The sequence below is a fragment of the Rhizobium sp. GW821-FHT14E12 genome, assembly GCF_058803745.1.
In genome coordinates this window covers 116,283-128,476 of the sequence record NZ_JBXAPH010000011.1, presented here as the reverse complement: position 1 = coordinate 128,476, position 12,194 = coordinate 116,283, and the positions used below count along the sequence as shown (strand labels likewise).

At 61.2% G+C, this 12,194-nt stretch carries 13 protein-coding genes; 4 read left to right on the top strand and 9 right to left on the bottom strand.

Annotated elements, in window-relative coordinates:
* Nucleotides 1-95: 95 nt before the first annotated feature.
* Together ribB and aroC are read right to left on the bottom strand one after the other, a co-directional pair.
* The gene (ribB, locus tag AC1RO0_RS28260; protein WP_047463500.1) at nt 96-1,199 is read right to left on the bottom strand and encodes a 3,4-dihydroxy-2-butanone-4-phosphate synthase; all 1,104 of its coding nucleotides are present in this window, start codon (nt 1,197-1,199) and stop codon (nt 96-98) included.
* Between the two features lie 10 nt (nt 1,200-1,209).
* A complete protein-coding gene (gene aroC / locus AC1RO0_RS28255) occupies nt 1,210-2,307 on the bottom strand; it encodes a chorismate synthase (protein WP_498595864.1) in 1,098 nt (365 codons plus the stop codon).
* 309 nt (nt 2,308-2,616) lie between these two features.
* On the opposite strand from aroC, the gene AC1RO0_RS28250 reads away from it, so the two are divergent.
* The gene (locus tag AC1RO0_RS28250) at nt 2,617-2,877 is read left to right on the top strand and encodes a DUF1344 domain-containing protein (RefSeq protein WP_007703658.1); all 261 of its coding nucleotides are present in this window, start codon (nt 2,617-2,619) and stop codon (nt 2,875-2,877) included.
* Nucleotides 2,878-2,912: 35 nt separating this feature from the next.
* Here AC1RO0_RS28250 and AC1RO0_RS28245 read toward each other — a convergent pair whose 3' ends face one another.
* From AC1RO0_RS28245 to AC1RO0_RS28230, 4 genes are all read right to left on the bottom strand, one after another.
* Nucleotides 2,913-3,509, bottom strand: a complete 597-nt coding sequence (locus tag AC1RO0_RS28245) for a histidine phosphatase family protein (protein ID WP_498595863.1) — start codon at nt 3,507-3,509, stop codon at nt 2,913-2,915.
* A 19-nt stretch (nt 3,510-3,528) separates the two neighbouring features.
* The gene (gene fabI / locus AC1RO0_RS28240) at nt 3,529-4,347 is read right to left on the bottom strand and encodes an enoyl-ACP reductase FabI (protein ID WP_436026957.1); all 819 of its coding nucleotides are present in this window, start codon (nt 4,345-4,347) and stop codon (nt 3,529-3,531) included.
* Nucleotides 4,348-4,468: 121 nt separating this feature from the next.
* Nucleotides 4,469-5,617 (bottom strand): DnaJ domain-containing protein, encoded by a 1,149-nt coding sequence (locus AC1RO0_RS28235; protein WP_498595869.1) that lies wholly within the window; start codon nt 5,615-5,617, stop codon nt 4,469-4,471.
* Nucleotides 5,618-5,933: 316 nt separating this feature from the next.
* The gene (locus AC1RO0_RS28230) at nt 5,934-6,392 is read right to left on the bottom strand and encodes an RT0821/Lpp0805 family surface protein (protein ID WP_498595862.1); all 459 of its coding nucleotides are present in this window, start codon (nt 6,390-6,392) and stop codon (nt 5,934-5,936) included.
* A gap of 64 nt (nt 6,393-6,456) precedes the next feature.
* Here AC1RO0_RS28230 and pdxH point away from each other — a divergent pair, with 64 nt between their 5' ends.
* A complete protein-coding gene (gene pdxH, locus AC1RO0_RS28225; RefSeq protein WP_498595861.1) occupies nt 6,457-7,077 on the top strand; it encodes a pyridoxamine 5'-phosphate oxidase in 621 nt (206 codons plus the stop codon).
* Nucleotides 7,078-7,081: 4 nt separating this feature from the next.
* Here pdxH and AC1RO0_RS28220 read toward each other — a convergent pair whose 3' ends face one another.
* A complete protein-coding gene (locus AC1RO0_RS28220) occupies nt 7,082-8,137 on the bottom strand; it encodes a polysaccharide deacetylase family protein (protein ID WP_498595860.1) in 1,056 nt (351 codons plus the stop codon).
* A 228-nt stretch (nt 8,138-8,365) separates the two neighbouring features.
* Here AC1RO0_RS28220 and AC1RO0_RS28215 point away from each other — a divergent pair, with 228 nt between their 5' ends.
* Nucleotides 8,366-9,661: a serine hydrolase gene (locus AC1RO0_RS28215; RefSeq protein ID WP_498595859.1), complete on the top strand. Its 1,296-nt coding sequence runs from the start codon at nt 8,366-8,368 to the stop codon at nt 9,659-9,661.
* A gap of 110 nt (nt 9,662-9,771) precedes the next feature.
* Nucleotides 9,772-10,080 carry a pyrophosphatase gene (locus AC1RO0_RS28210; RefSeq protein WP_498595858.1) on the top strand — a complete coding sequence of 103 codons (309 nt, stop codon included), beginning with the start codon at nt 9,772-9,774 and terminating at the stop codon, nt 10,078-10,080.
* 14 nt (nt 10,081-10,094) lie between these two features.
* On the opposite strand, the gene tldD is transcribed toward AC1RO0_RS28210, so the two are convergent.
* Both tldD and AC1RO0_RS28200 read right to left on the bottom strand, forming a co-directional pair.
* The gene (tldD, locus tag AC1RO0_RS28205; protein ID WP_498595857.1) at nt 10,095-11,510 is read right to left on the bottom strand and encodes a metalloprotease TldD; all 1,416 of its coding nucleotides are present in this window, start codon (nt 11,508-11,510) and stop codon (nt 10,095-10,097) included.
* A gap of 64 nt (nt 11,511-11,574) precedes the next feature.
* Nucleotides 11,575-12,186, bottom strand: a complete 612-nt coding sequence (locus AC1RO0_RS28200; RefSeq protein ID WP_368511014.1) for an invasion associated locus B family protein — start codon at nt 12,184-12,186, stop codon at nt 11,575-11,577.
* Nucleotides 12,187-12,194 lie beyond the last annotated feature (8 nt).

Below are 12,194 nucleotides of genomic sequence, written 5' to 3'. Positions count from 1 at the left end.
CAAATCAGAAGACCTTTAGAGAATCCTTTTTCCTCAACAATTCAATCCAATAGAAACCATATGCGATTCCCCTGCCCTCAAGGGGAGGGTGAAAATCAACAAATCTCCGTCGCGGCGATCTTGATGCCAAACCCTTCGAGGCCGACATAATGCCGTTCGCGGCTGGTGAGCAGCTTGATCGAGCTGACGCCGAGATCCTTCAGGATCTGGGCGCCGAGGCCGATTTCCAGCCATTCGCTGTCGCGTGCCTGTGCCTCGGCATGGCTTTCGCGCTCGGCCTGGCGCGCTTTGCGGCCGTTGTCGAAATGGCCGACGCCGACGGAACCTTCGCGCAGATAGACGATGATCCCGCGGCCTTCGTCGGCGATCTTCTTCATGTAGAAATCGACCGGGCGGCGCTTGCCGAACAGGTCTTCGGCGACGCTTTCTGGATGCAGCCGCACCGGAATGTCGATGCCGTCGCGGATATCTCCGAAGACGACGGCGAGGTGCTGCATCGTGTCCCAGGGCAGCGAATAGGTATGCGCGCGTGCCTTGCCGAACGGCGTGTCGATGTCAAAGCTGGTGCCGAGTTCGATCAGCGTTTCCTTGCGCTGGCGATAGGCGATGAGATCGGCGACGGAGACGAGCTTCAGCCCGTGCTGCTCGGCGAATTCGACCACCTGCGGGCCGCGCGTCACCGTGCCGTCGTCATTGACGAGCTCGCTGATGACGCCGATCGGCGGCAGATTGGCGAGCCTGCAAAGGTCGACGGCGGCTTCCGTATGGCCGGAGCGCATCAACACGCCGCCTTCGCGGGCGATCAGCGGGAAGATATGGCCAGGACGAACGAAATCGGTCGGGCCGACATTCGGATTGGCGAGATTGCGCACCGTCAGCGTCCGGTCGTCGGCGGAAATGCCGGTGGACGTGCCGTGCTTGAAGTCGACGGAGACGGTGAAGGCGGTCGTATGAGCCGAATCGTTTTCCGCCACCATGGCATTGAGGTTCAGGCGCTTGGCCTCCTCGCGCGGCATCGGCGTGCAGACGATGCCAGACGTATGGCGGACGATGAAGGCCATTTTTTCAGGGGTGCAATGAACGGCGGCGACGATCAGGTCGCCTTCGTTTTCGCGGTCATTGTCGTCCATGACGACGACGATCTCGCCGGCTTCGAATGCCCGCAGGGCTTCCACGACGCGCTTCTGGTCATAGGGCATGAGAAAGTCCTTATTTCAGCCGGCCTGTTTGGCCACGGTCTCTGAGGTAATGATCGGCAATGGCGCATGCAACCATCGCTTCGCCGATCGGCACGGCGCGGATGCCGACGCAGGGGTCATGGCGGCCCTTGGTGCGGATATCGACATTCTTGCCGTCGGCGTCGATCGACTGACGCTCGGTCAGGATCGACGAGGTCGGCTTGATGGCGAAGCGGGCGATGATGGGTTCGCCGGTGGAAATGCCGCCCAGAATGCCGCCGGCATGGTTGGACAGGAAAATGCGGTTGCCGTCATTGCCCATCCGCATCTCATCGGCATTTTCCTCGCCGGTCAGTTCGGCGGATGCAAAGCCTTCACCGATCTCGACGCCCTTGACGGCGTTGATCGACATCAGCAGCGAGGTAATATCCTGGTCGAGCTTGGCGTAGATCGGTGCGCCGAGGCCGGCGGGCACGCCTTCGGCGATGACCTCGACCACCGCGCCGATCGAGGAGCCGGACTTGCGGATACCGTCGAGATATTCCTCCCACACCGGTACGATCGCCGGATCGGGGGCGAAGAACGGGTTCTGGTCGACCTGCGCCCAATCCCAGTTGGCGCGGTTGATCTTGTGCTTGCCGATCTGCACCAGCGCGCCGCGCACGGTGACGCCGGGCACGACGAGGCGCGCGATGCCGCCAGCAGCAACGCGCGCCGCGGTCTCGCGGGCAGAGGAACGACCGCCGCCGCGATAATCGCGGATGCCGTATTTGACGTCATAGGTATAGTCGGCATGGCCGGGGCGGTAGCTGCGGGCGATCTCGCCGTAATCCTTGGAGCGCTGGTCGGTATTTTCGATCAGCATCGAGATCGGCGTGCCGGTCGAAATCATCGTCTCGCCGTCCTCGTCCAGCATCACGCCGGAGAGCACCTTGACGAGATCATCCTCGCGCCGCTGCGTCACGAACCGCGACTGGCCGGGCTTGCGCTTGTCGAGCCAGGTCTGGATATCTTCCAGCTTGAAGCGCAGGCCGGGAGGGCAGCCGTCGACGACGCAGCCGAGCGCCGGCCCATGGCTTTCGCCCCAGGTGGTGACGCGGAAGAGATGACCGAAGCTATTATGCGACATGGGAACAACCGGATTGCGGCGGCCCGGCGGCGGGCCGCGTCTTGTCTTTTGGAATTGCGGCACACTCATAGGCCAAAAAAGCGCCGAGGCAAATCTTTCTTTCCATGATGACGGCGCACGCAGGGGGAGGTGAAAGTCCGCCAAGCACCTGATATGGTAAACAAAGATCAGACCATGCTGTGGATTGTGACGATACATTCATCAATTGGGCGGCGAAAGCCATTGTTGCGGGCAACTTCCGCCATATTCAAAGTATTATCTATGTCAGATCAAAAATTGGCACTGAAATGGAATAAAAGGGTCCTTCCAATGCGCTTCTTTGTTGCGACGCTCCTGGCCACGGCAAGTTTTCTTGCCCCTGTTGCCGGTTTTGCCGAAAGCGCCGACGTCCAGTCCACGATCAAGAAGGTCGACGCGAAGAATTTCAGCATTACGCTGGATGACGGCAAGAACTATCAGGCGCCGGAGGATTTCGATTTCAGCGGCCTGAAACCCGGCGTCAAGGTCGACGTTTTCTACACCGAAGTCGACGGCAAGCGCGTCATCAACGATCTCGATATCGTACAGTGAGAATTGGCGGCCGTTAGTCGAACACCCGGCTGCTGCTAGATCCAGCCGATGATCTTCATCTGCGGATCGACCTTCAGGACGCGGTCCTGTGGGATCTCCGCCTCCGAGGCATCTTCTTTCGAGACATCGCCGACCAGCCGGAATAGCGACCGGATGACGCCGCCATGGGTAACGCAGACGGTCGGCTTATCGATGGATGCCAGCCATGAGCCGACGCGCCAGGAGAGAATCTCGTAGCTCTCCGCATCCTCGCCGGGCGGGATGAAATCCCATTTGCCGGCATTGCGCTCGGCAAGGCGCTCGGCCTCGGTCGCCTTCAATTCCTTGATGGTAAAGCCTTCCCAGGCACCGAAGGAGACTTCGACCAGCCGCTCGTCGGTGTGATAGTCCTTGGGCGGCAGGCCCATGGCTTCCCGCGCGATCTCCATGGTCTCGCGCGTGCGCCGCATCGGGCTCACAACAAAGTCGAAAGGCTGGTTTTCGAAGGCGAGAATTTCGGCCAGTTCAAGACCGTTCTGCCGCGCCTGCGCGCGACCGATGGCATTGAGATCAATGTCTTTCTGGCCTTGCAGTCGGCGCTCGGCATTCCAGTCGGTCTGACCGTGGCGGATCACATAAAGGATAGGCGGCACGGTTCAGACTTCCTGTTGTTCAGTCCTTGAGGACCGACATGTCGGGCGCATCCACAGCCTTCATGCCGACGGTGTGATAACCGGAATCGACATGATGGATTTCGCCGGTTACGGCGGTGGAGAGATCGGAGAGCAGATAAAGTGCGGAATTGCCGACCTCATCGATCGTAACACCACGCTTCAGCGGCGCGTTATATTCGTTCCACTTCAGGATATAGCGGAAATCGCCAATGCCGGAAGCGGCCAGCGTCTTGATCGGGCCGGCCGAAATCGCGTTGACGCGAATGCCGCGGCCGCCGAGGTCGACGGCGAGATAGCGAACGCTCGCTTCGAGAGCAGCCTTGGCAACGCCCATGACGTTGTAATGCGGCATGACCTTTTCCGCACCATAATAGGTGAGGGTGACCAGCGAGCCGCCGTCATTCATGATTCGCTCGGCGCGCTGGGCGACGGCGGTGAAGGAATAGACCGAGATGTCCATCGTGCGTGCGAAGTTATCGCGGCTGGTGTCGACGTAACGGCCGGTCAGTTCATCCTTGTCGGAGAAGGCAATGGCATGCACGACGAAATCGATCTTGCCCCACTTGGCTTCGAGCGCATCAATGACGGCATCGATCGTCGCGGGCTCGGTGACGTCGCAATGGCCGGCCATGAAGGCGCCGAGTTCCTGAGCGAGCGGCTCGACGCGCTTCTTCAAAGCGTCGCCCTGCCAGGTCAATGCGATTTCGGCACCGGCGTCCGAACAGGCCTTGGCAATGCCCCACGCTATGGAACGGTTGTTTGCAACGCCGAGAATGACGCCGCGCTTGCCTGCCATGAGGCCAGTGGCTTGAGCCATATTATGCTCCCTTGAATTACAATTGAACCTGCCTATGGCATAGGCCGATCCCCTGTTCAAGCATTGTCAAGATCATCAACTGTTAGGGAGCGTAACAAAGGGTGCGGTTGTCACTGAAATTTCACAGAAAAAAACCCTCGCGCATGCTGCGCATCAAATCGGTGACTTTGTCATCCGGCTTTTCCCAGAGCATCAGGCGCAACTCCACCACCAGGTCGCCTTTTCCGCCCTGTCCGTCCGGAAGGCCCTCGCCGGAGATTCGGATGACCTGATCCGAACCGGACCAGGCGGGAACTGTCAATCGAACCTGACCATTCAACCCCTCGACCTCCGTCTCATAACCGAGCACGGCATTTTCGATGGTGACCGGAAGCGTCGTGCGGACGTCGAAGCCATCGAGCGTGAAGCGGCTGTCGGTGGAAAGATGGACGGTGATTGCCACATCACCGCGCAGCATGCCCGGCAGTTTCAGCCCCTGATTCTTCAGGTGCAGGACCTGGCCGTTGCCGATATCGGTCGTTGCTTGGAAGCGCGCTTCCCGCCCTTCGAGGAGCGGAACGGTGATCCACTGTCCCTTGAGCATGTCGTCGAGCGTAATGGTCGCCTCGGCGGCGATCTCTGGCGTTTTCTCCGGAGGCTTGTCTTGAGCGACGCCGGTGATGCGGCGCACGAGCGAGCCGAGGATACCCAAAGGGGAGCGCACGGCGCTCGAGCCGGTTCCCGTCGCAAGCTGCTCCTCTTCGGCGAAAGCTTCACTGTTCGCGTCGCGCTGCTTGGCCGTCTCCGTGGCGCTGGTATCGGCTGCAGCCTGATTCTGTGCCATTTGCGCGGCCTTCACGCCAAAAATGCGCTCGACCATATCTTCGGGCGATTCGCTCGCGCCGCTAACCTGCGGATTGGCGGTTGCCGCTGCCTGTGCCTTGCGGGCATTGGCGCGTGCAAGTTCTTCCATGATCTTTTCGGCGTTGGCACGCGCTGCCTTGGCGCGCTCCTCGGCCTCGCGCGCCGCCTGGCGCTGCTGCATGATCGTCTGCTCGCGGCTCTGCGCCTTGGCTTCGGCCATGTGCGCTACCTGGTCGTAACGGCTGCGCTTCTGCGGATCCTTCAGCGTTTCGTATGCGCGACCGATTTCGGCAAAGCGCTCCGTTGCGGTGGGATCGCCAATATTATGGTCGGGATGGACAGCCTTGGCCAGGTTGCGCCACGCCGTCTTGATTTCGTCTGGTCCCGCATCCCTCTTAACGCCAAGTAGCTTGTACGGATCGCGCATCATCTCAACCACCGATTTGGACGGCGCCAGGTCTCGTTGGGGCGCCCAAAAGGAAACAATAGAATGGATCGCGCTCCCTCCGTGGTCCCCGGACGCGAAGAGGGTCGGCGCGCATGTGGTGTGATCCTGCGGGAATAGTTGCTAATCAGTTGTTACGTCGGGTGCGCCCTGCTCAGGCGATCTGCCGGAATGGTTAGCCGTTCGCTAAGCCTCAGCGCGGCGCGGCAGGACAACACTGCCGACTTGCGCGCATTGCATCGCGCCCACCGGTCCAGGCGGGGTCGCTTGATGGGCATGAACGAGGAGAGCGAAGTGGTCAGCCGGCCTGCTGGAAGCTCAGCAATTGCCATTCGCCCTGACCGAGAAGGCAGGTCCTGCCGGAAAAATTCGCGATACCCTGATAGGAATGCCGGGTGGTGCGGAACTGGCGGCAGACTTGGCCCGAGGCATTGTTTTCGACGATCGTGTCGATGACGCCGGCGCTACCCGTCGATGCATTTGCCCATGGAACGGGCTGTCCATTGAGTTTGTGGAGATCCGCCGAGGTCACGGCATTGCGCACGGTGGTCTCGTCGGAAACGCTATCGGCGGTGACGGGGGCTGTCGGTATCGTGCCCGTGGACACGCTTCGATCCACCTTCGCAGAACTCAGGATATCCATGCCGCCGCTGACACAGCCGCCAAGGGAGAAAAGGGAGAGAATGGCAACCGCCATCGCCGCGCCTTTTACAAGCTTGCGCTTTGTATGAACCGTCGACTTTGCTATGACTTCCACCCGAGTATCTTGGCCAGCGTCAGGGGCTGGCGATTTTTAGGAATTGCGGAGCATTTGAGCTAATATGTCGGAAAACGAGTTAACAAGCGGTGACTTCACCGAACAGAACGAACCCTTCGCGCTTTTTGCCGCCTGGCTGCGCGAAGCGGAAACCACTGAGCTGAATGATCCGAATGCGGTTGCTCTGGCAACGGTTGATAAGGATGGATTGCCAAATGTCCGCATGGTCCTTCTAAAAGGTTTCGATAGTCAGGGATTCGTATTCTATACAAATTTCGAGAGCCAGAAAGGCCAAGAAATTCTTTCCCAGAAGAAAGCGGCCATGTGCTTCCACTGGAAGTCGCTGCGACGGCAGGTGCGGTTGCGCGGTCTGGTCGAGGTGGTGAGCGACAAGGAAGCCGACGAATATTACAAGACGCGGGCTCGAGGCAGCCGTATCGGCGCCTGGGCCTCGAAGCAGTCGCGCCCGCTCGAGGGCCGTTTTGCACTGGAAAAGGCGGTCGCCGAATATACCGCGCGCTATGCTCTCGGCGACATTCCGCGGCCACCCCATTGGTCCGGCTTCCGCATCAGGCCGCTGTCGATCGAATTCTGGCACGATCGTCCGTTCCGTCTGCACGACCGCGTCGAATTTCGCCGCGAGGTGCCGGAAGGCGCCTGGGAAAAGGTGCGGATGTATCCGTAACGGATTATGCCGGCGCCCGGCGCCCCATCAGCCGCATGGGGATGCCGGAGGCAAGCGCCGAGGCGTAGCGTTCTTTCTGATAATGGCCGTTCAAGGACAGCCGGGGCAGCAGGGTCGTGGTGGCATTTGCGGCCGCGATCGTCCCGGGCCGGGTCGTGACGCCGATGGAAAAGCCGAGTTCCGCCGCAAGCCGGGCCTCGCGCGGTGAGACCGCCTCAGTCGTACCGTAGGGATAAGCGATTGCGGCCGGCCGATGGCCGGTGATCTCGGCGACATAATCCGCCGACAGTGACATTTCCGCCGCCGCTTCCGCCTCCGGCAGCCGGGCAAGCGCCCGATGGCTCACCGTATGGGCGCCGAGCGAGGCGAGGGGATGGGTGGCTAGCTGCTTCAATTCGGTCCGATCCATGATCGTGGCACGCACGAGATCGAGTGGCTCCAGGACGTTCCGGCGGGAAAATTCATCGATCTGGTCTACGGCTTCCGTCTCGTTGTGGCCATGAACGTAAGCTGCGAAGCGAGCGAATACGGTTCGCCGTTGAATGTCTCTATTAAGAGCGAAGCTTTCTGGACCCGCACCGAAATCGAATGTCAGCCGGTCCAGCCGGTTAAGCAGCTCGGCCAGCGTTTCCCACCACAGGCTATGTGTTCGCTCCGACAGCCCCTGGGCGACGAAGATCGTGAAGGGGACGCCGTGGCGGGCAAAGACCGGCAGCGCATGGTCGAAATTGTCGCGATTGCCGTCGTCGAGGGTGAAGGCTGCGAAGGGCTGCCTGTCACCCTTGCTTGCCATCCGCTCGGGTAGCGCATCGAGAGCGATGAAATCGTAACCGTCCTGTTTCAGCCGGGTCAGCGCGCGGTCGAGGAATTCGGGCGAAATTTCCAGATGGGCATTCGGCGCGAAGCGGCGGGGCTGCGGCGGACGGACATGGTGCAGCGTAAAAATGGCACCGAGGCCGGCAGCGTCGCGCATCAGCCCGAGGTTCTTCAGAATTATGGCAGTTTCCAGCCCGCCGGAGATTGCGGCGCGCTTGAGACAGTCTCTGATGCCTTGCTGCATGGGGATTGAACCGGTTGATGAAGACCCATGCTGTACCGGACCGCCGTTAATCCTTGCTGAATCTGCGCCATATTTTCAATATGTTAACCGTTATTTTACCAGCAAAGGCAAAATTGGGAATCTCTTGAGGGTGTTGCCTCAATATCGCACCGAATATCAGGCTTCTGTCGCAAAAGCGCACAACGGGTTGACGCGGTGTATTGGCATTTGTTTCGTTTGGGGACGAATATGAAAAAATTTCTGATGGCCCTCTCTGCGGCCGTCGTGCTTCTGGGTGCCCCTGCGGCAAGCTTTGCGGGCAGCGCCTATTTCATCATGGACGCGAAGACCGGCGCGGTGCTTGCTTCAAGCAACGCCGATGACCTCAATCATCCGGCGTCGCTGACCAAGATGATGACGCTCTACATGACCTTCGAGGCAATTCATCGCGGCAAGCTGAGCTGGAACAGCAAGATACCGGTTTCGGGCAACGCAGCCGGCAAGCCCCCGACCAAACTCGGCCTGAAGCCCGGCGGTACTGTCACCGTGCGTGAGGCCGTCGACGGCATGATCATCAAGTCCGCCAACGATGCCGCCGCCGCGATGGCGGAAGCGCTGGGTGGCAGCGAAAGCGGCTTTGCCCGCATGATGACGCAGAAGGCTCGCGAAATCGGCATGCGCCGCACCGTTTTCATGAACGCTTCGGGCCTTCCGAACATGCAGCAGGTGACCACCGCCCGGGATATGTCGACGCTTGCCGTTGCGCTCATCAATAACTACCCCCAGGAATATCGGCTGTTTTCGCAGACAGGCTTCAGCTATCGCGGCCAGCGCGTTCGCGGCCACAACAATCTGATGTATCGCTACGAGGGCATGGACGGCATCAAGACCGGCTATACCAATGCGTCCGGCTTCAACCTTGTCAGCGCCGTGCGTCAAGGCAATCGCCGCGTCATCGGCGTTGTCATGGGCGGCGCGACGGCCCGTGGCCGCGACGCGCTGATGGCTTCGCTTCTCGATCGCTATGTGCCGAAGGCCAATTCCGTTTCGACGTCACGCCTCGTGGCGAGCACGGGCGGCGGCAAGGTCAAGCAGGTCGAAGTGGCGTCCGCCTCGAATGATGTTGCCGTTGATGTCGATACGCAGACGACAGCGACAACGCGCAAACGCGCCGAGTTTAACCCAGCTCAGACCCCGACTCCGCTCGCCTACGCAGCCGTCCCGAACGTCACCGTGCCGATGGATCGCCCGGTGGCAATGGATGAGATCCTCAATGCCGGCAAGCCGGCGACCGGCCGCTGGCAGGTGCAGATCGCTGCGACCCCGACCGCGCAGGCCGCCAAGGACCTGCTCTCCGCGGCCCAGTCCAAAGCCGGCAATGCGCTCGCCAATGCCTCGCCCTATACCGAAGCCGTCGGCAAGGGCAACGGAACCGTCTACCGCGCCCGTTTCGTCGGTTTCGGCAGCCGGGACGATGCGAACTCCGCCTGCGCCGCGCTGAAGCGGAACGATTTCGACTGCCTGCTTCTGCCGCACAAGAGCTGATCGAAAATCAAAATCTGGACCTATCGAGACGGCGGGGCGCAAGCTCCGCCGTCTCGACATCTGGAGAAGAATCGTTCATTGATGTCCAGAACATAAAGGGAACGATATCGATGCTTTCCGGCCTGATCCAGCAATTCGAAAAAGCCTCCGCCGCTTACGCCGCCGCCAATGGCGTCGAGCGCGACGACGATTGGTTCGTGCTCAAACTGCAGGAGGAGATGGGCGAGCTCACCCAGATATGGAACAAGACGACCGGCCGTGGCCGGCGCAAGGGCATGACGGATGAGGAACTGGCGACCGCGCTGGCGGACGAAACGGCCGACGTACTCGGTCATATCCTGCTCTTCGCTCACCGCAACGGCCTGGATCTTGCCGCCGCCGTAGAGCGGAAATGGCGCTTTCGGCCGGAGGAGGGGTGAGCGTCAGATAGGTCTTACGTCTTCGTCCCGCCGACCGTGACCTGATCCATTCTGAGATGTGGCTGGCCGACACCAACGGGGACCCATTGACCGGCCTTGCCGCAATTGCCGATGCCGGTGTCGAGTTTCATGTCGTTGCCGATCATCGAGACGCGCTTCATGGCGTCCGGGCCGTTGCCGATCAGCATGGCGCCCTTGATCGGCGCGCCGACCTTGCCGTTCTCGATCAGATAGGCCTCGGTGCAGCCGAAGACGAACTTGCCGGAGGTGATGTCCACCTGGCCGCCGCCGAAGGAAACGGCATAGACGCCCTTCTTCACCGAGGCGATGATTTCGTCCGGAGTCTTATCGCCGCCAAGCATGTAGGTGTTGGTCATGCGCGGCATCGGCGTGTGGGCATAACCCTGACGCCGGCCGTTGCCGGTGGCCTTCATGCCCATCAGGCGGGCATTCTGTCGGTCCTGCATGTAGCCGACCAGCTTGCCGTTCTCGATCAGGACATTGTAGGCCGAAGGCGTGCCTTCGTCGTCGACCGTAATCGAGCCGCGACGGTTTTCGATCGTGCCATCGTCAACGACGGTGACGCCGGGTGCGGCGACCATTTGGCCCAAAAGCCCGGCAAAGGCCGAGGTCTTCTTGCGGTTGAAATCGCCTTCCAGCCCGTGGCCGACGGCTTCGTGCAGCATGACGCCCGGCCAACCGGAGCCGAGAACGACATCCATCGTGCCGGCCGGCGCATCAATCGCCTCGAGATTGACGAGCGCCTGGCGCAGCGCCTCATCGGCGCCACGACGCCAGTTCTCTTCCGTGACGAAATCGCCGAAGCCGACGCGGCCGCCGGTGCCGAAGGAGCCGGATTCCTGCCGGTCGCCATCGCCGACCATGACGGAGATGTTGATGCGGGTCATCGGCCTGATGTCACGGACGCGATGGCCGTCGGCGCGCAGAATGTCGACCACCTGCCAGCTCGCGGCGACGGAGGCCGTCACCTGGCGCACCTTGCCGTCCTTGTCGCGCAGATAGCTGTCGATCTGCTGCAGGAGTTTCGCCTTGTCCTCGAAGCTCGGCGCTCCGATCGGGTTCTCGTCGCTATAGAGCACCTTGTTGGTGCGCTGGGGCGCTGCGGCATAGGAGCCGGCATAGCCGGAGGTAACCGCGCGCACCGCATCGGCGGCGCGCTTCAGCGCAGCTTCGGATAGATCGCCCGCATGAGCATAACCGACCGCTTCGCCGGCGACGGCGCGCAGGCCAAAGCCCTGTTCGGTGTTGAAGCTGCCGCCCTTCATCCGACCATTGTCGAAGGTCAGCGATTCCGCCTGGACATGCTCGACGAAAAGCTCGCCGTCGTCGGCGCCGGCAAGCGCCGCTGCGACGATGGCGCGCAGCTTGGTTTCGTCGGCATCGAACAAAGTAAGCAGATCGGTATTCATGGGTCAGGTGCTCCGTTCAGAGCCGATGTAGGCGTCGCGCGACAAGAGGGCAAGCCCCGCCGCGTTACGGGAGCGCGTCGTAGCCGTCGGCAAAGCCCTTGAGATCGACGGGAATGCCGATACCTTCTTCCGGCGACTGGAAGACGATGAACGTCGCCGTGGCGCCGCTGCGCAGCGTCTTCAAGAGTTCATCCTCAAGCACCACCTCGGCATAGCAACCGTCGGCGAAGCAGCGCACGAAGTAGGCGCGGCCGATATCCTTGCCATCAATGTTGAGGCCAAGGCCGTTCGGCAGCAACACGCCGAGCGGGGCGAGCACGCGCAGGATCTTCGATTTGCGATCGGCGGTCTTCAAGACGACGACCGAGAGGCCGACTTCCGGCCGGTCCTCGGCGATGACATTCTGCATCAGCGCACATTGTTCGGTGGCGGCACCTGCCGGCTTGTCGCAGACCACGGACCATGCGCCATGGCTCGAGCGTACCGTGCCCGGCGGTTGTGGAACCTGGGTGGTGGGGACCTGCTGGGTATGCGTCGGCTGCTGCTGACCCTGCTGCGGTTGCAACTGTTGGGCCTGCGGCGCCGGCTGTGCCTGCTGCGCTGAAACGGGCACGGCAACCGCGACAGCGATGCTGGCGGTGGCAAACCAAAGCCGCGCGAGGGAACGAAAACCCATGGAAACCT